Annotated in this window: 20 protein-coding genes and 1 pseudogene; 5 read left to right on the top strand and 16 right to left on the bottom strand. The window is 40.3% G+C overall.

From position 1 onward, the window contains the following. Positions 1-31: 31 nt before the first annotated feature. Together HCJ66_RS10740 and HCJ66_RS10745 are read right to left on the bottom strand one after the other, a co-directional pair. The gene (locus HCJ66_RS10740) at positions 32-919 is read right to left on the bottom strand and encodes an ATP-binding cassette domain-containing protein (protein ID WP_187133124.1); all 888 of its coding nucleotides are present in this window, start codon (positions 917-919) and stop codon (positions 32-34) included. Beyond that, entirely contained in the window at positions 916-1,302 is a 387-nt protein-coding gene (locus HCJ66_RS10745; protein WP_187133125.1) for a GntR family transcriptional regulator, read from the bottom strand. Before HCJ66_RS10745 ends, HCJ66_RS10740 begins: the two co-directional genes overlap by 4 nt. Positions 1,303-1,500: 198 nt before the next feature. On the opposite strand from HCJ66_RS10745, the gene gshAB reads away from it, so the two are divergent. Continuing rightward, on the top strand, positions 1,501-3,822 hold the full coding sequence (gshAB, locus tag HCJ66_RS10750) for a bifunctional glutamate--cysteine ligase GshA/glutathione synthetase GshB (protein WP_187133126.1): 2,322 nt from the start codon (positions 1,501-1,503) through the stop codon (positions 3,820-3,822). Between the two features lie 46 nt (positions 3,823-3,868). On the opposite strand, the gene ychF is transcribed toward gshAB, so the two are convergent. The 3 genes from ychF to HCJ66_RS10765 all read right to left on the bottom strand — a co-directional run bounded on the left by ychF (position 3,869) and on the right by HCJ66_RS10765 (position 6,388). Next, positions 3,869-4,972: a redox-regulated ATPase YchF gene (ychF, locus tag HCJ66_RS10755; protein ID WP_187133127.1), complete on the bottom strand. Its 1,104-nt coding sequence runs from the start codon at positions 4,970-4,972 to the stop codon at positions 3,869-3,871. 116 nt (positions 4,973-5,088) lie between these two features. Then, entirely contained in the window at positions 5,089-5,343 is a 255-nt protein-coding gene (locus HCJ66_RS10760) for a hypothetical protein (protein ID WP_187133128.1), read from the bottom strand. 82 nt (positions 5,344-5,425) lie between these two features. Then, positions 5,426-6,388, bottom strand: coding sequence for an IS30 family transposase (locus HCJ66_RS10765; RefSeq protein WP_187133129.1), 963 nt, complete (start codon positions 6,386-6,388; stop codon positions 5,426-5,428). Positions 6,389-6,660: 272 nt separating this feature from the next. On the opposite strand from HCJ66_RS10765, the pseudogene HCJ66_RS10770 reads away from it, so the two are divergent. Further along, a pseudogene (locus tag HCJ66_RS10770) lies at positions 6,661-8,111 on the top strand (IS1182 family transposase). Positions 8,112-8,249: 138 nt separating this feature from the next. Here the strand turns inward: HCJ66_RS10770 and HCJ66_RS10775 are convergent. The 3 genes from HCJ66_RS10775 to HCJ66_RS10785 all read right to left on the bottom strand — a co-directional run bounded on the left by HCJ66_RS10775 (position 8,250) and on the right by HCJ66_RS10785 (position 12,501). Continuing rightward, positions 8,250-8,738, bottom strand: coding sequence for an immunity protein YezG family protein (locus tag HCJ66_RS10775; protein ID WP_187133130.1), 489 nt, complete (start codon positions 8,736-8,738; stop codon positions 8,250-8,252). A 7-nt stretch (positions 8,739-8,745) separates the two neighbouring features. Beyond that, positions 8,746-10,494, bottom strand: a complete 1,749-nt coding sequence (locus tag HCJ66_RS16175; RefSeq protein WP_187133131.1) for a DNA/RNA non-specific endonuclease — start codon at positions 10,492-10,494, stop codon at positions 8,746-8,748. 546 nt (positions 10,495-11,040) lie between these two features. Continuing rightward, a complete protein-coding gene (locus HCJ66_RS10785; RefSeq protein WP_187133132.1) occupies positions 11,041-12,501 on the bottom strand; it encodes a catalase in 1,461 nt (486 codons plus the stop codon). 306 nt (positions 12,502-12,807) lie between these two features. Here HCJ66_RS10785 and HCJ66_RS10790 point away from each other — a divergent pair, with 306 nt between their 5' ends. The 3 genes from HCJ66_RS10790 to HCJ66_RS10800 all read left to right on the top strand — a co-directional run bounded on the left by HCJ66_RS10790 (position 12,808) and on the right by HCJ66_RS10800 (position 14,046). Then, entirely contained in the window at positions 12,808-13,083 is a 276-nt protein-coding gene (locus HCJ66_RS10790) for a hypothetical protein (protein WP_187133133.1), read from the top strand. A 228-nt stretch (positions 13,084-13,311) separates the two neighbouring features. Further along, positions 13,312-13,596 (top strand): hypothetical protein, encoded by a 285-nt coding sequence (locus HCJ66_RS10795; protein WP_181676504.1) that lies wholly within the window; start codon positions 13,312-13,314, stop codon positions 13,594-13,596. A 192-nt stretch (positions 13,597-13,788) separates the two neighbouring features. After that, positions 13,789-14,046 (top strand): hypothetical protein, encoded by a 258-nt coding sequence (locus tag HCJ66_RS10800; protein ID WP_187133134.1) that lies wholly within the window; start codon positions 13,789-13,791, stop codon positions 14,044-14,046. A 47-nt stretch (positions 14,047-14,093) separates the two neighbouring features. On the opposite strand, the gene HCJ66_RS10805 is transcribed toward HCJ66_RS10800, so the two are convergent. The 8 genes from HCJ66_RS10805 to noc form a co-directional block, all read right to left on the bottom strand. Continuing rightward, positions 14,094-14,285 carry a DUF951 domain-containing protein gene (locus HCJ66_RS10805; RefSeq protein WP_185389227.1) on the bottom strand — a complete coding sequence of 64 codons (192 nt, stop codon included), beginning with the start codon at positions 14,283-14,285 and terminating at the stop codon, positions 14,094-14,096. A 5-nt stretch (positions 14,286-14,290) separates the two neighbouring features. Then, a complete protein-coding gene (locus HCJ66_RS10810; RefSeq protein ID WP_187133135.1) occupies positions 14,291-15,148 on the bottom strand; it encodes a ParB/RepB/Spo0J family partition protein in 858 nt (285 codons plus the stop codon). After that, positions 15,141-15,902 carry a ParA family protein gene (locus HCJ66_RS10815; protein ID WP_187133136.1) on the bottom strand — a complete coding sequence of 254 codons (762 nt, stop codon included), beginning with the start codon at positions 15,900-15,902 and terminating at the stop codon, positions 15,141-15,143. Before HCJ66_RS10815 ends, HCJ66_RS10810 begins: the two co-directional genes overlap by 8 nt. A gap of 220 nt (positions 15,903-16,122) precedes the next feature. After that, positions 16,123-17,544: a DHA2 family efflux MFS transporter permease subunit gene (locus HCJ66_RS10820; RefSeq protein ID WP_246438642.1), complete on the bottom strand. Its 1,422-nt coding sequence runs from the start codon at positions 17,542-17,544 to the stop codon at positions 16,123-16,125. Between the two features lie 89 nt (positions 17,545-17,633). Then, a complete protein-coding gene (locus HCJ66_RS15995; RefSeq protein ID WP_222717476.1) occupies positions 17,634-18,533 on the bottom strand; it encodes an ATP-binding protein in 900 nt (299 codons plus the stop codon). Further along, positions 18,508-19,125 (bottom strand): AlbA family DNA-binding domain-containing protein, encoded by a 618-nt coding sequence (locus HCJ66_RS16000; protein WP_222717477.1) that lies wholly within the window; start codon positions 19,123-19,125, stop codon positions 18,508-18,510. Before HCJ66_RS16000 ends, HCJ66_RS15995 begins: the two co-directional genes overlap by 26 nt. 183 nt (positions 19,126-19,308) lie before the next feature. Then, positions 19,309-20,046: a helix-turn-helix domain-containing protein gene (locus tag HCJ66_RS10830; protein WP_181676614.1), complete on the bottom strand. Its 738-nt coding sequence runs from the start codon at positions 20,044-20,046 to the stop codon at positions 19,309-19,311. Positions 20,047-20,221: 175 nt separating this feature from the next. After that, positions 20,222-21,088 (bottom strand): nucleoid occlusion protein, encoded by an 867-nt coding sequence (gene noc / locus HCJ66_RS10835; RefSeq protein ID WP_187133138.1) that lies wholly within the window; start codon positions 21,086-21,088, stop codon positions 20,222-20,224. Between the last annotated feature and the right edge of the window lie 126 nt (positions 21,089-21,214).

A 21,214-nucleotide genomic window follows, 5' to 3' on the forward strand; every position in this document is an offset into this window, starting at 1 on the left:
TCAACCATAGATGTTTACTAAACAATGTTCCTCAGATCTCGTAGTAGTCGACCTTATCGTCCGCCAACCTCACTGTAAAAACATCCTCAATCGTGATTGCCATTTCTTGATATAAAATCGGCTCCTCTGCCTTCACCCTGCTCACGAAATCATCCGTATTTTCAGTCACCAATAACGTATAAATCCGCCCATTCCGCTGCAAAAGCTCTGATTCCTCCTTCACAAACACCGGCACATGCTTCGATTTAAAAGCCACTTGAAGCTTCAACGCCGTATCACGCAACGACTCCAAATAATAATCCAGCTCTAGCGTCGTCCCCTTCAAAACCAACACCCGATCCGCGACCATTTCCAGTTCATCCAAGCGATGCGAGGCAATCAATACACTCGTTTTCCGATCTGCGACTGTCTCCAAAATAAACTGCAACAACCGCTTCTTCACAATCACATCCAGCCCATCCATCGGCTCATCCAGCAACAAATAACGCACATCCAAAGAAAACGCCAAAATCATGAAAAATAACGCCTTGCGTCCCTTCGAAAGTGACATGACCTTCGCTTTTTTCGGCAATTCAAAACGCTCCATTAACGCATCGAAGAACTCCTCATCAAACGTAGCATAAACATTTTTATAAATTTTTACCACTGATTTCACACTATACGAATTAAAATAGTTCATATTATCTTCCAAAAAGAAAATATTCTTCTTCAAAGCTGGGTGTTTACGCAAATCGTATCCATCAATCGTGACATGTCCCGCATCCGCCAAATACATCCCCGCGATAATCGAGAACAGCGTCGTCTTACCAACACCATTCCTCCCAATCAGCGCCGTAATCTCACCCGACTGCAACTCAAAAGAAATGTCCTCCAATACCAAATTTCCCTCAATACGCTTCGTAACACCGTCAATAATCATCTATTCGCTCCCTCCAAACTTCTATAATATTGCTTCACAAAATTTTGAAGCTCCTGTTCCTCAATCCGTAAATAATTCGCTTCCAAAACTAATTCCTCTAAATTCTGTCTAAATAAAGCAAGCGCCTCTTCGTTCGGCCTATTATCACTAGCATACGCTACATACGAACCTTTTCCAAGCTTGGTCTCAATAATCCCCAGTCGCTCTAATTCCTTATATGCCTTACCCACCGTATTTGGATTTACTAAAATATGCGTCGACATTTCACGAACACTCATCAATTTTTCGCCTGGCTGTAAGACTCCGCTGATGCAGTAACCTTTAATTAAAGCTACAATTTGCTCATAAATCGGAACATGACTTTGAGAATCTAACCTATACATCCCCATCACTCTCCTCATGTGTCCCATTATAACTAGTACACTCCAAAAAGTAAAGATTTTTATTACAAATGTTTCAAAAATATTTCTTTTATGTTTCATAACGAAATATTGGTAATCTAAAACCATTTTCTATACTATTGGCCTTAATTATTGTAAGATAAACCTATTGAACAAAATGGACTACAAGAAGGTGAAATCGTGTTATATAAAAATGACAATCTGTTTCCAATACTAGAACAACACGCCGATTTGAAAAAAAGGCTGTTTAATGGAAACTTTGGACTTGAAAAAGAAAATGTGCGAGTAGATGAAAACGGAAATTTATCACTTACACCACACCCCGCCATATTTGGCCTAAAAGAAGAAAACCCCTATATCAAAACCGATTTTTCAGAAAGTCAAATCGAGATGATTACACCCGTCAGCGGCTCTGTGGACGAAGTATATACATCTATGGAAAACCTGCAAAATATCGTATCAGACCGGATTCGCGACGAATATTTATGGCCAAGCAGCAACCCGCCAATCCTTCCAGCAGAACAAGATATCCCAATAGCCGTTTACCAAGATCCGAATTCAGCGAGCAGACTCTACCGTGAGCATCTAGCCCGCGAATACGGCAAGAAAATTCAACTTTTCTCAGGTATTCACTATAATTTCTCGTTCTCCGATGACTTTTTAGAACGACTACACACAAGCATGGGCGGCGAAAAAACTCTACAAGACTTCAAAAACCAGATTTACCTCAAAGTCGCCAAATATTTCATGCAAAATCGCTGGTTCCTACTCTATCTTACAGGAGCAAGCCCTGTTTATCTGCCAAATTTTCTGAATAAAACTCCCGACAATGAAGTTTCACGTGAAACATCCGACCTTGCGCTTAACAACGGTATCTCGTTGCGCAACAGTCACGCCGGGTATAAAAATAAATGCTCCCTCCACATCGACTACGACAGCTTTGACGGCTATATCTCAAGCATCGAGTCGTGGATTGACCAAGGTAAAATCGACAGTATGCGCGAACTCTACAACCCCATTCGGTTGAAAAACGCCCATACCGATCAATCACTAAAAAGCCTTGCAAAAGCTGGCGTCGAATACATCGAGATCCGCTCATTGGACCTAAACCCATTCGACCCAAACGGCATCACGAAAGAGACACTGCATTTTATCCAACTACTCCTAGTCACAGGCCTATTAACCGAGAGCACTGCTTTTGACAAAATACAGCAAGAACAATCCGATCAAAACGAAGAACGAATCGCGAGTAACGGCTTGAACAAACCAAATATATACGTTAACGGCACAGAAATCCCATTCGATCAAGCAGTTGAAAAACTCCTAACCGAAATGGAACACGTCACAAAACTAACTGATACAACCGATTTCCAAAGTATCATCGACGCACAACGCGATATCAGCAAACAACCAGAGAAAACAATCGCGTCACAAATCACAACAACATCCGAATCATTCGTATCCTTCAACCTTGAAAAAGCGAAAATCTACCTAGAAAAAAGCTTGCAAAACGCTTACAAGCTCATAGGCTACGAAGATATGGAACTCTCAACCCAAATCGTTTTGAAGTCCGCGGTAACAAAAGGATTATCGATTGAACTTCTAGACCGCGAAGAAAACTTCATTCGTCTCGAAAAAGGAAATCAAGTCGAATATATCAAACAAGCAACAAAAACCGCACGCGACAGCTATATTAGCGCTCTTATCATGGAAAATAAAGTCGTCACGAAACAAATTCTAGCCGAGCATAACATCGAAGTACCACAAGGTCAGAATTTTTCAAATATCGAGATTGCGCGCGATAACTTCGAACTATTCGCTGACAAACCAATCGTCATCAAGCCTAAGTCAACCAATTTTGGCATCGGAATAAGTATTTTCAAAGATGGATTCACCCAGGAAAACTACGAGGAAGCTCTAAAAATCGCTTTTAGCTACGATTCTTCCGTCATCATCGAAACCTATATTCCCGGTGATGAATACCGCTTCCTAGTTATCGACGGCAAAATCGCGGGTATCCTAAAACGCGTGCCAGCCAATATCACAGGTGACGGTACTCGTACTATTGCCGAACTCATCGATGAAAAGAATTTAGATCCATTGCGCGGTACCGATCATCTCAAACCTTTAGAAATAATCCAAAAAGGCCCAGAAGAAACGCTCATGCTCTCCATGCAAGGATTCAGCATGTCGGATGTTCCCGATGAAGGCCAAATCGTGTATCTACGCGAAAACTCGAATATAAGTACTGGCGGTGACAGCATCGACGTTACTGATCTGATTCATCCCTACTATCAAGAGTTAGCGATTAAATGTGCCAAAGCCGTTGACGCGAATCTTTGCGGTGTTGACATCATTGTTTCACGTGAAACAATCCCAAACGGCCCTTATGCTGTGATTGAACTCAACTTCAATCCAGCAATACAAATCCACTCCTTCCCCTACCAAGGAGAGAATCGGCGGATTGGTGATATTATTTTGGATTTTCTATTTAAAAATTAAACAAAGAGGCTAGGAATTTCGATTCCTAGCCTCTTCTTATACAAATCTATACGTTAAACAAGAAATGAACGACATCTCCATCTTTCATCACGTACTCTTTACCTTCCGAGCGCAGTCTCCCAGCCACTTTTGCAGCTTGTTCAGAACCATGCTCTAACAAATCATCATACGAAACCACTTCGGCACGGATAAAGCCACGTTCGAAATCGGTGTGAATAACGCCGGCACACGCTGGAGCCTTCATGCCATTGCGGAACGTCCAAGCGCGAACTTCCTGAACACCAGCCGTAAAGTAAGTCGACAAGCCAAGTAGCGTATACGCCGCACGAATCAATTGATCCAGGCCAGACTCTTCAATTCCAAGTGCTTCCAAGAATTCCGCTTTATCTTCATCATCCAACTCAGCAATTTCTTCCTCCGCACGCGCGCAGATAACAATAACCTCAGAACCTTCAGAAGCTGCGAATTCACGTACTTGTTGCACATATTTATTGTTCTCTGGGTCGCTAACCTCATCCTCAGCAACGTTCGCTACGTATAATACCGGTTTGCGAGTTAATAAGAACAATCCACGAACAATTTTATCCTCATCTTCATTAAACTCAATCGAACGTGCCGGTTTATCATTCTCCAAAGCCTCTTTCAACTTCAAAAGAACGTTATATTCCGCGATCGCATCTTTATCTTTTTGCTTCGTTGCCAGCTTCTCAACACGGCTAATACGCTTATCAACCGTCTCTAAATCCGCCAAAATAAGCTCCAGATTAATTACCGCGATATCATCAAGCGGGTCAATACGACCTTCCACGTGCGTAATGTTTTCATCTTCAAAACAACGCGTTACGTGACAAATCGCGTCCACTTGGCGAATGTGAGATAAGAACTGGTTACCAAGCCCCTCACCTTTACTCGCGCCTTTCACAATCCCTGCAATATCCGTAAATTCGAATGTTGTCGGTACTGTTTTCTTCGGTTTCACAAGCTCCGTCAATTTGTTCAGACGCGCATCAGGAACCTCAACAATTCCCATATTCGGTTCAATCGTCGCGAAAGGATAGTTTGCCGCTTCCACTTTTGATTTCGTAATTGCGTTAAAAAGTGTCGATTTCCCAACGTTCGGAAGACCAACAATACCAGCTGTTAATGCCATTTAAATGAACTCCTTTGATCGAAAAGCTCAGTCGCTTTCCTCATTTTATATTACACTCATGTCTCCATTATAAAGGTTTTCCGACTAAAAAGACACAAGAATTTACCACACACCATCTAAACCGTATTTCCGATATCATTCAACTTGTTAATCTCCGCATTCATACTCCCCAACATATCAATCGACAGCTCGTCCATCACCTGCACTAACCGCTTCACGACCGCATTATAACTATCCAACTCCTTGCGAAACCCATTCGAATCCCCGACCAAAAGCTCATGTTCCATCGTGCTTAAATATTTATTGCTATAATTAAACGTCGACACAATCAACTTCACCTTCTCCAAATCATCCGGAAAATAAATACTCATCAACTCAATCTCATGAATATATTTCTCCGTCTCATTCCGATTCTCAATCAACCGCGCCCGTATTTTCTCACTATCTTATTTGTCAAATTAAGCGAGACACATCGGCATGCTGCAGAAAACACTCAATGGGTGTCAAATAGTCCAGCGATTTTCTAGGTAAATTATTTCGAGCCGCAATAATCTCGTTGACTTCCTGTTGAGAAATCGTGTCAAAATCCATTTGTTTAGGCAAGCCGTTTCTTCGAAGAAACCCGTTGGAATTCTCATTGAGTGGACGTTGACAAGGTTTCCCTGCATCGGCAAAGAAGATAGCCATGTCATGCTGATTAGCCGTCTGCTTCCACCTAGAGAATTCCTTTCCGTTGTCAAAGGTGATGGATTTAAAAAAATGGGAAGGGAAGCCAGACAACCATTGATGCAAAGCCTCTTCGATGGAGACAGCTTTCCGACTAATGACTTTCAACACAATGATGGCTTTAGATGTCCGTTCCACCAGTGTAATCAGCGCACTTTTATGATCTTTTCCGACAATCGTATCGCCTTCAAGGTGCCCAAACTCTGTGTCGAAACCAGGAAAAGCAACTGCTCTGTCTCCCAACCGACGTTTAAAGGCCTCTTTTCCTCGCTTCTCCTGATGCCCGTTTGGTTTGCGTTTCCCTTTCATAGGCAACTGTTTTTTGTCAAATATGCCTTCGGAAAACATGCGATACAAGGTTTTCATCGAACACGGAAAAGGTTTGGTATTAGCCGTAGGCTTGGGGCTAGCAATGGTATCCGGTGTCCAACCAAGTCCAATACGCTCCTTCACAAGTGCTTTCGTTTCTGAATCGAGTGAAATAGGCTTACGTCCACATTTTTTCTTGTTGCGTTGGTACTGTAAGAAAATAGCCGGAGCGGAAAGACCAGCCTGTAACTGCCGGAGAATGCGATAAATGCATTCCTTACTACGCCCTAATTTTTGAGCAATATGACGGGCGGAAAATCCGCTGTTGGTGTATTCCTCTATAAAAATAAGTTCATTTCTGGTAAGATGGTGATAAGACATGTTTGATACACTCCTTTGTGGACTTTTGTCGGTTTCATTGAGTGTATCATAGCATGTCTCTTTTTTGTGTCTCACTTAATTATACAATTCAGGAAATTTAAAAAGTCTTAAAAATAAAAACCCCCGAAAATTAATTGAGGCTGCTGAAAAAGTGTATCGCATGAACTGTAGAAAACGATTTGCATCGTTTTCTATAGTTTTTCTTTTTTATAAGGACTTTATGGCCCAAATCTGAGATAATAGGTATAGAAAAAAGATGGGTGGTAAAAGCGATGTTACATTTTCAGGATGAATTAGATGTAAGTCCCTATTCAGAGTTGTATGATATTTTAGTGAAGGAAGATCACTTCCTTCGTAAGTTGAATAATCTTGTTGATTTTTCATTTATTGTGGATGAAGTACGAGAAAACTATTGTTTAGATGATGGACGAAACGCTGTTAGCCCTATTCAAATGTTTAAATACCTTTTACTGAAAGTGATCTACGATCTTTCAGATCGTGATTTAGTTGCACGAGCACACACCGACTTGTCCTTCAAATATTTTCTAGGTATTGCTCCAGAAGCCAATGTGATTCACTCTAGTACACTAACCAAGTTTCGTCGCTTGCGTTTGAAAGACGAAACGCTCTTAGATATGCTTATCGGGAAATCGATTGATATTGCTAGTCAGCTAGGATTAATGAAATCGACGACGATTATTGTGGATGTGACCCATACGAAATCTGCCTACAATGCTAAATCACCCATTGAAATTTTACGCGACCGTTCTAAAAATCTTCGCAAGAAAGTGTATCAAATAGACGCATCCATGAAAGATAAAATGCCACCAAAATATAACGGTTCTGAATGGGAACAGGAATTAGCTTATTCCAATGCCTTACTCCACCAACTGAAAGAGCAGTCTACATTGGTGGCTGTCGCTAGTATTCAAGAGAGTATGAATCTATTAGAGGAAACAATTAGTGACGATTTAGAACATCGGAAAAGCCTTGTTGATCAGGATGCTCGGATTGGACATAAGACTTCTGACACTTCTTTCTTTGGCTACAAAACGCATATCGCAATGGATGATAATCGACTTGTGACTGCTGCTGTTGTTACGACTGGCGAGAAGTCAGATGGAAAGTATCTATCGGATTTGGTTGAAAAATCGAAAGCCAATGGTGTGAACGTTCAAACGATTTTAGGTGATGCAGCTTAGACAATCTTACCTATGTAGAAGAAAAGGATATCACGCTTGTAGCGAAGCTGAATCCAAGTGTTTCTAAAGGTGGACGAAAAGAAGCCGATGGCTTTGAGTTTAATAAAGATGCAGATAGGATGGTCTGTCCAGCAGGAGAAATGGCAATTAGGAAAGCGAGACAAGGGAAGAAAAATCAGAAGAAGAATCAGAGGACAACGTATTACTTTGCGATAGAAAAATGTAAGGTTTGCCCCTTGCGTGAGGGCTGTTATAAAACCGAAGCCAAATCAAAAACCTATTCTATTTCCATAAAATCAGACCTCCATCAAAAACAAATAAATTTTGAGAATACAGAGGAATTTAAAACCCTTGCTAGAAATCGATACATGATTGAGGCTAAAAATAGTGAGATTAAAAACAGTCACGGTTTTTCGACCAGTAAAAGTGACGGGTTATTGGGCATGAATATACAAGCGGCGACTACGCTATTCGCAGTGAATATGAAAAGAATTATGACATTAATAGATGAAAATAAATAAGGTTTCTATCCGAATTATTGGATAGAAACCTTATTTATTTGGCTTCGCTCTGATTTATGCAAAAAATGCTTAGTTTTTCAGCAGCCTCAAATTAATTCGAGGGCTCCATTGCAAACTTACTTTAAAGAAATCTATTCGTTAAATTGGGTTATTTGGATATTCAGCTAAATACTTTTCAATTATTCCTTGTAATTTCTCGTCCTGCGGTTTTTCGTTTAAGTATTTATATTTCCAAATAATCATTTGATCTGAAAAATCATAGTCTGTACTCGCCCAATCTGTATAATCATAATGTACATTCAATTTGCCAGCGCTCGTTAAGCTCATTGTAAACGAATACCAAAGTTCTTGCTCATATTTTTCGAATACTAAACGAAGAGCCTCACTTAAATCATATAATTCCATCTCATTATCATCAAACTTTTCAGTATTGATTTTATACTTAAAAGGAATTTCCAAACTATATTTAAACTCATTTAAGTTCTCTTCTTCATTATAATAGAAGTAAGTGCCTCCACCTGATTCCGAAATTTGAGCATAGAAATGGAAAGTTTCCCATCTTTCTGGAATCATTTCATTTACCTTTTCTGCAATTTCTCTGTATTTATTATTCATTTCTTGTTCCATAGTCACATTAACCACCTGCCTGATTTTTAATTATTTTCTTGAACATACCCTTACCTTCTATTTCATAAAAAACCTGGAATCTATCAGGTCTCAAAGAGTCACCTGAATATCGCGGCGTTATTTTGACAGTAACTTTTTTAGGAGGTATCTCTTTCAGTGCATTGGCCCACTGTTTCTCCATGTTATACCAAGTACCACCTGAACGATTTATTTGGCTATTTTGAGCTACCAAATTATCAATATCACCAGGTCCATTAAACTGACTTCCGATAAGGTGCCCCCCATCGTCATCCGGTAACCTATATTCACGGCCTGCAATACGTTGCATCCCTTCGTTCCTATCTGCTGTTTTCAGAATGAGGCTACTCGCATCAACGTCTATAACTCGCCCCAAGTCATCTGTTGTATATTTATATCCGTCTTCCGTTACGTATCGTGTATTTGGCGCGAGTTCTTTCCTGCCGCCTTTTCCTTTAATGATGTGCTCACCATACGTAACTTCTTTAACCTTAGGCACATCAGCAAGTTTCTCGGCCGATTCCCGCACTGCCCTACCAGCATTGGATGCAACATTGTCCGTATTTTTAAGAAAACTAGTGCTTACAGTTCCAAATCCCTCCGCAACTATGCGCTCCCCGCCAAAATTCAAATTTCGGATGTTATCTCCGAAATTCGTCGTTCTTTTCTTCAGGGCGGTCACACCTTCTTGCAAAGTATTTTTTGTTGAACTTGCTACATCCCCCAATACTCTCGGAACATTTCGCATCCGCTCTGCACTTTCACGCAAAGCTTGTTTTCCCATCGAATCAATATTAGAAATTCCTTGTTTAGCTGTCTGTTTTAGGGTTAGCTTACTGCCCACTTGAGCGGCATCTAATGCCAGCCCACCAGCTTTTGTTGCTTGGCTAAATGCTCGGATTCCTTTCACACCTGGTATAACATCCAGTAATGCAAAAGCTCCGCGTGTTGCTCGCTCTCCGCCATCCATTTCGCGACCTGTCAGCCAGTCTTTTCCGGATGCCGCACTACTTAATTCTAGTGTCCCATAGGCAACTCCGAGTGCCAATCCTGCCGGTGGGCACAAAATACTGACCCCAATTATGACTACTGCAATACCAATATCTCGCCAAAACTCTGTGTTTTGTTGGTCGTCTCGAATCGAATTATACTCAAACGCACGAGAACTGGATACCGCCGATTGATACTGATCATATGTAAACTTTTGGTCTGGATTTTGTTTACTATACTCGGCAAATTGTGCTTTCAAATTATCAGCAAAAAAATTATCACCTGCCATGATGTCTTTCAAATTAATCTTATCTTTTTTGACTTCTGTTGTTGCTGGACTCATGCCATAATTATAGGCGCCGGTTGAAATAATCTGTGTTGCGCCAATGGTGTTTTTAGTCTCATAGTTTTCAATAGATAAGCCTTCCATTTTTTCCACGAATTTATCAATATCTTTATAAAATGGCTCATCAATGACTCGTTCAACCATGCCCCCTGCATTACTTGCATAATCGTGAAGCACTTCCATTTTTTCAAACATACTCTGATACGTGCTTTCTTTATCTGTAAAAGAGAAAGAAATAACACCATCGCTATCATCCTTCTGGATGTCGCGCTGTATATCTTCAAAATTTTTATTTATTTTCTTTAAATGATCTGTAACACCTTTTCCCCAGCCTAGGCCAATCAATGATTTAAGTGCATTTTCAGACTTATCCCATTCGCCCTCTCTATATTTCACATCCATATTTGACTTCTCGCCCCCATCTCCCTAAATTTAGTATTCCATGCCAATAATTATAACATACGCATCCCATGAACAATAAAAAAAGCTCCCGATAAACTTAAATCGAGAGCTTCTATTACTATTTTTTCAACTCCAAATGTTTATCCGCCGTAATGATATAGAATGCCTTACCTTCATAACAACACTTTATTCCCAAATCTGCGATATCCAGAAACCGAGTTCGCAAATGCTGTAAAGCCAACTTTTAGTGTAAGAGGTAACCAATCAGTATCTACAAATTGATTATTTACATAGTTTCTCATATTCTATCCACAGGCTTGCGATAGCCCTACATACAAATCGTGCGTCTTATGGTTATCAAAACTCTGCATGATTCCGTGCCAAGATACTTGCATATCAATTCATCGAATATTTTGATATTTATGTAGGCTAAAAAAGGCATGCGCTGTTGAATTCCTAGCTCATACCTCTCGATATTTCACCCCAACAATTGACATAGAGCCAAAAAAACCGACAGAGCATCACGCCCCATCGGTCCATCCTATATTATTTCAAATCAGCAATATGTTTCTCCAATTCAACACCAGTTCCTTTTGCTACGCGTTCTGCAAATACCGGCTCCACTTGATAGAAATTGCGCAGGTTACGGATTTTGATATCCTCACGAACGCCTTCCCAATCACCAACAATATTGTTCACTAGCGCATCACGTTCGCCGTCAGAATAACGGTTCCAAACTTCGCGCGCATGGCCAAAGTTATTCGGTTTCTCTTGCTCCAAACGACCAACTTTACCAGCAATCAAATCTTGCTCATCTTCCACATAACGTGGCGTCTCTTTTGGCGTCGTATCATAACTATTTGGCTCATAGTTAATCGAGCTCGTTTGCTGCTTGAACGGCATAGCGCCATCACGCTGATTGTTATTCACATCCACTTTTGGACTATTAATCGGCAATTGCAAGTAGTTCGGACCAACGCGGTGACGCTGCGTATCCGAATACGAGAACAGACGACCTTGCAACATACGATCCTCCGACGGCAAAATTCCAGGTACAAGTACGCCAGGATTGAAACCAACCGATTCCGTTTCCGCAAAAATGTTCTCCGGATTGCGATTCAACACCATTGTCCCAACGTGCTCATACGGGAAAACATCCTCAAACCAATCTTTCGTCGCATCAAGCGGGTTGAAATCATAGTTATCGATGTCAGCAGGGTCAAGCACTTGAATGTAAAGCTCCCACTCAGGGAAATCACCGTTTTCAATCGCTTCATAAAGATCGCGAGTCGCATGGCTAAACTCTTTCGCTTGGATTTGCGCCGCTTGGTCCGTCGAAAGGTTCACGATACCCTCTTTTGGCACCCAACGCATTTTGATGTAAACCGTTTTGCCCTCTTCATTTGTCCATTTAAAAGCATGAACACTCGAACCACGAATTTGGCGGAACGAAGCAGGAATACCCTCATCACTAAATAGGTATGTAATCATCGTCGTAGCCTCAGGAGTCAAGCTGAAAAAGTCCCAATAACGGTTCGCATCTTGCATATTTGTACTTGGATCTGGCTTCAAAGAATGAATAACATCCGGGAATTTAATCGCATCACGAATAAAGAATACAGGCAAGTTATTACCAACAAAATCGTAATTTCCCTCTTCCGTGTAAAATTTAACCGCAAAACCACGTGGATCACGCAACGTTTCAGGAGAATGTAAGCCATGAATTACAGTAGAAAAACGAGCGAAAACCTCTGTCTCTTGCCCTTCTTCTTGTAAAAATGCAGCTTTCGTGTATTTCTTCATACTATTCTTAACTGTAAATACGCCATGCGCACCGATTCCACGAGCATGTACGACACGTTCCGGAACACGTTCACGATCAAAATGGGCTAGCTTCTCGATTAACACGTAATCTTCCAATAATGTAGGACCACGATGCCCAGCCGTCATTGAATTCTGATTATCACCGATTGGAACACCTTGGTTTGTTGTTAGTTTTTTTGTCATACACACATACCTCCGTTTTTATAATTATTATAAAGTAATACTAACTCCATTCTACAAAACATATGCTCGGAAAACAACTATTTGCGCTTACAAATCCCAATTCATCGCCAATCACCCATTCAAAAAAGTATGATCGTATACCCATAAATACGCCTGGTCACCTACCTTTGATTCAAAAAGAATAAATATAACTAAGAAAGCGTAATCAATCGTATTCGTTCATACTTTATTCGATTTTTATCCACACAACTGTCACCCCTAAATGGCGGCGCTAAATCAACACAACTAATCAAAACAGCTAAATCCGTGATTGATTTTAAAGATGTAGCCAACGTAAACTTGAAATCAAACAATGCAAAAGGTAACATTTTCAGCGTAAGCGCAGGTAGTCTCGTGCAATTCAACACACCACAAACACTAACGCTAGGCACAAAAACAACAGACGCAATCTACACAGCAACAAACCTACGCGCATTCCTGTCCGGATCTGGAACCAATCTATCCGTTCAATCATTCGCTGGCGATAACTCCATCGTTACGTATGACTTCAAAACAATGGGCTCTTTCAAATTAACAAAATAAGGATGACCTTGCACTTGGCGTGAAATCATGCTATTCTAAAGATAATTCATATTCTCGTTCCCGATAAGGGGAGTAGCAGTAATAGTAGAGTCGTCAGTACGGGGCAACCCCGGCTCTACTAGCAATGATATCATTGTTTGCGAGACCTTACGTTTCTTACGTAAGGTCTTTTTTGCGTACTTTTTGGGAACCGCAGTCTATGAAAATCGCACAAAAGGAGACGATAGTATGGCTTTATTCGATTTTTTGAAAGATATGGCAACAGAAAAAGTAACAGATTTACTCGGCGGTGCAGGTGACGTCGTCGATCAAGTAACAGGCGGCGCAACAGATCTCACAGAACAAGCACAAAACTTAACAGAACAAATCAATCCCGAAGAAATCACAGGCCAAATTAGCGAACAAGCTGGCGGCCTCGTTGACCAAGTAACAGAAAACGCAAACGTCACAGAATCGCTTGGTGATGTTGGAAATATCGTAAGTGGAATTAAAGATTTGTTTGGTGGAAAGTAATATTTTCATTAGAGAAAGCCAAGATAGCTACCTGAAAGTCGGTAGTGTCTTGGTTTTTCGTGGTTTAATTTTAAATGACTTTTTGAATAAATATATACAAAATAACTAGTTTTTACATAAATTTGACATGGATTAAATGTTATAGTACTATACTTTGAACAGTAATACATAAAAAGAAAGGATGAAACAGCTATGAAAATAACTATTTCCAAAATAATCTCCAGTATTTTTCTAGTTGTATACGCTATCCTCTTTATAAATATAACGTATAGCATTATTCAAACACAAGAAGGCTTTGCTTACCCTATTTGGATTCAAATCCTACTTGCTCTCTCCTTTTTAGCGGTAGCATTGCTAAATTTTACTCAAAAGTGTTACATTCTTGGCGGCGTCTTAACAAGCGCGGTTCTCATGCTTGGAATTAGCATTGTTATTACTTCCGTTGCATAATAAAAGCGTTGAATGAACCGCTCAGGCTACTCATTCAACGCTTTTATTTACTCAGCTCTCTCCAAAACCCGCTTCACTTTCTTCGTGAACTCGCGTCTTGGAATCATCACACTGTGTCCGCAACCTTCGCACTTAATCCGAATATCCATACCTAGTCGAATAATACGCCAACGATTGGTACCACACGGATGCTGCTTCTTCATTTCGACAATATCATTTAAATTAAAAGTCTGTTCCATACGCCTTAATCCTCATCAAACTGAACGTCTAAAATTTCTAAAATACGCCCCAAATCATCCTCAGATAAAAATTCAATCTCAATTTTACCTTTGTTGTCATGACGCTTAATAGAAACTGCTGTTCCGAATTTATCACGTAATTGTGATTCACTCTCTTTGATAAAAACTGGGATTTTATCCTGTTTTTTAGGTGTTTCACGTGAAACATTGTTATTCAAATCCCCAACTAATTTCTCCAATTGGCGAACCGTCAAGCCTTCTGCCACAGCCTTTTTAGCAACTGGTTTGATGTTCTTCTTATCTTTCAATCCGAGTAAGGCACGCGCATGTCCCATCGATAACGAACCATCACGGAGCATCACCTGAACTTCTGCTGGCAATGAAAGTAAACGTACCATGTTCGCGATATAAGGACGGCTTTTACCTAGACGATCAGCCAATTTTGCTTGCGTCATATCCAAGTTCTTCATTAGTAAATCATAGGATTCCGCTTCTTCAAGCACCGATAAATCCTCACGCTGTAAATTCTCCAAAACTGCTAACTCCATCATTTCGCGGTCATCTAACGTACGTACAACAGCTGGAATTGCCTCTAATCCGGCTTCTTTCGCTGCACGGAATCTGCGTTCGCCGACAACCAGTTCATACCCTTTCGCCTCTGATCGACGTAAGATAACTGGTTGCAAAATACCGTGAAGCTTGATAGAATCGCGTAATTCGCGAAGTGCTGTAGGATCGAATGTTTTACGTGGTTGATATGGATTCGGGCGAATTTCGCTAACAGGGATGCTTTGTACAGCTTCCTCATTCTGATCGACATTGTTGAACAGCGCGCTAATTCCTTTTCCTAATCCTTTAGCCATGAGCAATCACTTCCTTTGCAAGATCTACGTAAACCTCAGAACCACGGGATTTATCATCGTATAAAATAATCGGTTTGCCGTGACTTGGCGCTTCACTCAAACGAATGTTACGCGGAATAATTGTTTCAAACACTTTATTTTGGAAGTATTTCTTCACTTCATCAATAACTTGAATGCCCAAATTGGTTCTAGCATCTAGCATTGTCAGCAATACTCCTTCGATTTGTAAGTCTTCATTCAGATGCTTTTGGACAATCCGAATGGTATTTAATAGTTGGCTTAAGCCTTCTAGCGCGTAATACTCACACTGAACTGGAATTAAAACCGTATCAGAGGCAGTAAGCGCATTTAGCGTAAGCAGTCCTAGGGATGGCGGACAATCAATAATCACATAATCATAGTCGTCGCGAACAGAGTCGATCGCCTTTTTCAGACGAATTTCACGTGATATTGCAGGAACAAGCTCAACCTCTGCTCCAGCAAGTTGAATCGTAGCAGGAACCACTTGTAACGTTTCCATCGCAGTTGGTTTAATAACATCTTTGAGTGCAACGTCATCCACAAGCACATCATAGATACAATGCTCGATCTCACCTTTATTGATGCCAACTCCGCTCGACGCATTCCCTTGAGGATCGATGTCCACAAGCAGTACTTTTTTACCTAGAAATGCAAGACTAGAACTTAAGTTAACAGATGTCGTCGTCTTGCCTACGCCACCTTTTTGATTTGCCAGTGCGATCACTTTGCTCAATCTATTTCACCAACCCTCACATATTTATAGCACTAAGACGCAGATAAACGCATTCCACGTGATTAATCGCCGAACTTCCATGCGTCGACAAATGCTTCGTTTCGTTATACTTCTCCTTCTCTATTCTATCAAAAAAATAAGGTTAAGTCTTACTTTATGCGAAAATAAATTTCATTATACACAAAAGCCGCGTCTAAAATTCATCGACACGGCTCCTTTTTTATGCTTTTTTGCGAAGAAATAGTGATATAACTAGACCGATAATCGCCATCACGAGGCCAAACGTAAACGCATTACGCGAACCTTCAACAAGCGATGCAGCTAAGTCTTGTGGCCCTGGATTCGTCACTGCGGCCATATATGTTTTTTGACCTGCTGACATAATCGTGATTGCCACCGCTGTACCAATTGCGCCTGAAACCTGTTGTAGCGTATTCATGATCGCCGTACCATCTGGATACATTTTTGGTGGCAGCTGGTTTAAGCCGTTTGTTTGTGCTGGCATCATGATCATACATACGCCAATCATGAGCGCGCTATGCAAGATAATGATTGTAACGGCCGTTGTTTCAAGTGTGATTTGCGTTAAGAACCATAAAGCCACGACGGATACGATAAATCCTGGAACAACAAGCACGCGCGCACCGAATGCATCGAATAGACGGCCTGTAACCGGTGATAGCAAGCCATTTATGACTCCACCTGGCAAAAGTACTAATCCTGCTGAAAATGCCGCTAAAGCCAGTCCTGTTTGCAAATAGAGTGGCAATAAAATCATTGTTGATAGGATAATCATGAATGCGATGAAAACAATCAATAATCCAAGCGTAAACATCGGAAATTTGAAAACGCGCAAATCCATCATCGGCTGATCCATCGTGAGTTGGCGCCAAGTAAATAAGCCCAAACTAACTATGCCGACAATCATCATTGTAATCACAAGCGCACTGCCCCAGCCACTTTCACCAGCGCTACTAAAGCCGTACACAATACCCCCGAAACCAAGCGTCGACAAAACAATCGACAAAATATCAATCCGCGGCTTTGTAACCTCAGATACATTTTTCATATAACGCAGTCCGAAAAGTAATGAGAACACTAAGAACGGTAAGGCAATCCAAAATATCCAGTTCCATGTTAAATTCTCAATAATTAGGCCTGAAATCGTTGGTCCCACTGCAGGCGCGAACATAATAACAAGTCCGATAAGCCCCATTGCAGATCCCCGTTTGTGCTCCGGAAAAATAACCAGAATCGTGTTGAACATTAATGGTAGTAAAAGTCCTGTTCCGATAGCTTGGATAACCCGAGCGATCATCAAAACACCAAAATCCGGTGCCAATGCTGCAATTAGCGTCCCTACTATCGAAAATCCAACAGATGCAAAAAATAATTTTCGCGTGGTAAACCATTGTAATAAAAGTCCTGAAACCGGTACTAAAATACCTAATGTCAGCAAATATCCCGTTGTTAACCATTGAATCGTTGCTGAACTTACATCAAAAACACGAATTAAATCCGTAAGTGCCATATTTAAAGCTGTTTCGCTAAACAAGCCTATAAATCCTGCAATTAGAAAAGCCGTGACAATTGGTATAGTCTTAAAATCCTGTCTTTCTTGCGCTGTTATTGTTTTACTCAAAGCAATTTCCCCCTCTTCACCTTCATTGCGTGAAGCTTCTATTTTAGTAGCTTTCATGGGTAAAGTCAAGCAAATAGGAACGTGCGTTTCTATTTCTTATTATTTTGAACGTACATATCTTGCACTTCTCTTATCATCTGCTCCAAGTTAGCGATTCTCTGGGAATTAGAGTCTGGTAACCGGTATACAGTTGATCTACCATTCCCCTCTTTATAAATTAGCTCCTTGCTTAATAATGAGTTGAGCGTAACTTTCGCGTGGTATTCACTTAAACCCAATGTTGTTTTTAACTTCGAAATCGAGATAACATCTTCCTTAGAAATGAAGCGAAGTACTGTTTTCTCGTTTGCATTTAATTCAGGATGCGCATCAACTAAATCAACTTTCCAAATTTTCAGTTGAGTCATACCACCGCCACTCCTCAACTCAGGGCTCCGAAATTTATTATTAATAGCTGCTTGAAAAATTTTAGGACCACCCGAACCCGCACGCTCAGAAATTCCAACACGTCTAAATAATGTCGCTATTGTATGATTCCTAGGTTGAGAGTCCCCACCTTGCGCGAATTCTTCCTCGGAGATTTTCATTTCACCTGGATTGGTAAACTCATAATTGTTATTGTAAGCCTCAATTTTTATATCTCTATCTGTAAAATAATCCGCGTGTATTAGCGAATTTGCCAAAGCTTCTCTAAGCGCAATATCAATCTCATTAGACGTTTTTCTCAACAACTTTTCATCTAACTCGAAACTTTCAAGTACCGTTGTCTTCAGCTTCTCCAACACAATATTATAAAATTTGAACAGATTTAAATTGGGATACTTCAATTCTCCAGTTGCAACTCTATCAATCCATCTCCAATCAGTCTGTGCCGTCTTATTTTGATAATCCAGATGAAAATGTGGCATCTTATCAATAATAGATTCATATTTTCCAAAAAACAAAAGTGCACCAAGTTTTAGCTTAATAGTATCTTCGCATAGCCCCAATCGTCATTAAAAACTCTTCATTTGACAGCGTGAGATAATCTGTTTCTAAATCTCTTTCTCCTACTATATCTTTATAGCGGACGATCGATTCGTAATCTAAGTCATCCATAGTGTAGCCCTTTAGTAACTCTGAATCCAAGTCATCTTCCGCATTTCTCAAAAAACTTCTTAATTCTGTGTCGCTAACTTTCATGTCTCCTTCATTAGATCTCTTAAATGTATGTTTTATATTATTATTAATATACACAGGTTTCTTTGTTGTAGGAGCTTCATTGACTCTGACTTCAATGATGTGCATCCCATCTATTTCACGCGTACTAACATTGTCATCATTAATTACGTTATAGTTTACTTTTTGCGGGTTATTCAAACTTGTAAATAATTCTGCAATTATTTTCTCTGTATTTTCAACACCTACAATTTGATAGTCTATTCTATTTTCATGTTTCTTCTCTTTTACTCCTAGAACTACAAGTCCACCCTTCGTATTTGCAAATGCAGAATACGTTTCCCAAAAATCCTTTGATAGCTGCTTTCTGGATTCTTTATACTCTAAAATTACAGATTCATTTTTTAATTCAAAGTTCTGCATGTTACTCCTCCTCTAGTTATGAATCTAATCTTTTTCGGGAGATAATCAGGAGATTCTTGATATCTCGATTACTCTCATTTAAAATTTTTACCTAATTTATTATTACTATAACAATTATTCTAATGAATTCAAACTAAAAAATGGCTCCTGATCATGCCAGAAACCATTCCTTACTATTAGCAATCATCTAATCGTCAAATGATCATCTGTAAAATCCGTCGAAACGTCCAGCACTTCACACGCCTTTTGATACATACGAACACTCATATCCGGATCTCCTGCTTCCAATCGCGAAATTACGAGTGGTGACAAATCCGATTTCAGCCCCAGATCCAACTGCGACCATTTCTTTTTCACACGTTTTGCAAAAATAAACTGACCTAAGCGCGCCGAGAAACTATCCAAATAATGAACAATCGCTTCGTTCTCCCACGCCAATTCCTTCAACGTTTCGAATTCATAATCATCCTTGCCAATGCTCAATCTCGCTTCCGAACGACGAAGGAATATCCGCTTCACTTCTTCCCGATACGCGCCCATTTTATCATTGAACGGGTTACGATCTTTAAAATAGCCTTTTACGAAGCAATAATACGTTTCCGTGTCCGAAAAAGCCGTGAAATAAAGCATTCGGCAATTCTTATCTTTGAAGTGGACTTTCATTTCCTCAATCGGCTGATCAACGGATGTTTCGATTTTATTCGTTTGTAGCGAGTACGACTGGTTTTTGCCGATAGTCAAATGAACTTCCGGTAAAACCTGTTTTCCCGTTGTTAATTTTCTCGTTTCCGCTTTCTCTAGCTGCATCAGGCCTTGCAATAAAAGGGTCGACATTAAAGGTTGTTCTTTAATCAAACTGTGTAGGAAATCATATGCTTGAAATTCATCTTGTTCATCTCTTACAAAAATTATTTTCGCCATATTATTCGCAGTAACACCTTGAAAGTGCACCGCTCCCCTCCTTTATCCATCGTTCTACCTTCATTGTATAGGTTTTCATGAAAAATTGCACCTTACTTGCGCGGTTAAATATAATTCTTCTTTCGACTATATTAAAAAAACAGAAATCCTCATTGGAAATCTGTTTTTCGGTCGCTTATTTGGTTTTTTGCTTCGGAATTTGAATCGTAATTTGATAGTAATCATCCGACTCTTCTTCTTCCAACTGTAAATCCATGCCGTTATCTTTTACCATCGTGATGGACTGCTTGATTGTGTTCACAGCAATTCGAACATCACGACTAATTGCTTGGCGCTTCGGTTTTGCTTTTTTAGGTTTTGGCTCGGCGGGAAGTAAAGTCTGGATATGTTGCTCTGTCTCTTTCACATTCCACTTGTTCTCGATAATTTTCGCCAAAACATCTAGTTGCTTTTCTTCCGTCTCCAAAACGAGTAAGGACCGACCATGACGCTCCGAAATTTGCTTGTCTAAAACGGCTTGCTGGGCGGCTTCTGGCAACCTTAGCAAACGCAATTTATTAGCGATCGCGGACTGACTTTTACCAACACGTTGGGCTAATGCTTCTTGCGTCACTTCTTGCATGTCTAGCAAACTTTGATACGCTTTTGCTTCTTCAATTGGTGTTAACTCTTCACGTTGCAGATTTTCAATTAAGGCAATGGATGCTACTTCATCATCCGTAAGGTTTTGAACGATAGCAGGAATTGTGTCCCATTCCAATGAAGAAACAGCGCGGAATCGGCGTTCACCAGCGATAATCTCGAATTTTTCGGGCTCATATTCACGCACAACAATTGGCTGAATGACGCCATGAATGCGGATTGTTCTGGCTAATTCTTCAATTTTTGACGCATCAAAGACAGTTCTAGGCTGATAGCGATTCGGAATAATAGCTGCGACAGGAAGTTCCACGATTTGTTGCATGAATTCCTCCACGGTTTCTTCCGTTTCAATCTCAATATATTCCTTATCTTTCTTTCCGAATAAGCGCGAAAAAGGCATTATCAAATCATCCCTTCTAATGTTTGTCGACAAACGCTCATCTCCGTCGTTAAAGTCTGCGCGCCAAGTTCGGCGCATTATCTACGAAAATCGGTTGTTCGATAGTTTGGAATTTCACTTTATCCA

It is taken from the genome of Paenilisteria portnoyi, assembly GCF_014322795.1.
GTDB classification, from domain to species: domain Bacteria; phylum Bacillota; class Bacilli; order Lactobacillales; family Listeriaceae; genus Listeria_A; species Listeria_A portnoyi.

Coding starts and splice junctions, on each gene's coding strand:
- HCJ66_RS10740 (WP_187133124.1), bottom strand. CDS start 919: ATGATTATTGACGGTGTTACGAAGCGTATTGAGGGAAATTTGGTATTG.
- HCJ66_RS10745 (WP_187133125.1), bottom strand. CDS start 1,302: ATGTATAGGTTAGATTCTCAAAGTCATGTTCCGATTTATGAGCAAATT.
- ychF (WP_187133127.1), bottom strand. CDS start 4,972: ATGGCATTAACAGCTGGTATTGTTGGTCTTCCGAACGTTGGGAAATCG.
- HCJ66_RS10760 (WP_187133128.1), bottom strand. CDS start 5,343: ATGAGTATTTATTTTCCGGATGATTTGGAGAAGGTGAAGTTGATTGTG.
- HCJ66_RS10765 (WP_187133129.1), bottom strand. CDS start 6,388: ATGTCTTATCACCATCTTACCAGAAATGAACTTATTTTTATAGAGGAA.
- HCJ66_RS10775 (WP_187133130.1), bottom strand. CDS start 8,738: ATGGAACAAGAAATGAATAATAAATACAGAGAAATTGCAGAAAAGGTA.
- HCJ66_RS16175 (WP_187133131.1), bottom strand. CDS start 10,494: ATGGATGTGAAATATAGAGAGGGCGAATGGGATAAGTCTGAAAATGCA.
- HCJ66_RS10785 (WP_187133132.1), bottom strand. CDS start 12,501: ATGACAAAAAAACTAACAACAAACCAAGGTGTTCCAATCGGTGATAAT.
- HCJ66_RS10795 (WP_181676504.1), top strand. CDS start 13,312: ATGGCTTTATTCGATTTTTTGAAAGATATGGCAACAGAAAAAGTAACA.
- HCJ66_RS10800 (WP_187133134.1), top strand. CDS start 13,789: ATGAAAATAACTATTTCCAAAATAATCTCCAGTATTTTTCTAGTTGTA.
- HCJ66_RS10805 (WP_185389227.1), bottom strand. CDS start 14,285: ATGGAACAGACTTTTAATTTAAATGATATTGTCGAAATGAAGAAGCAG.
- HCJ66_RS10810 (WP_187133135.1), bottom strand. CDS start 15,148: ATGGCTAAAGGATTAGGAAAAGGAATTAGCGCGCTGTTCAACAATGTC.
- HCJ66_RS16000 (WP_222717477.1), bottom strand. CDS start 19,125: ATGCAGAACTTTGAATTAAAAAATGAATCTGTAATTTTAGAGTATAAA.
- HCJ66_RS10830 (WP_181676614.1), bottom strand. CDS start 20,046: ATGGCGAAAATAATTTTTGTAAGAGATGAACAAGATGAATTTCAAGCA.
- noc (WP_187133138.1), bottom strand. CDS start 21,088: ATGCCTTTTTCGCGCTTATTCGGAAAGAAAGATAAGGAATATATTGAG.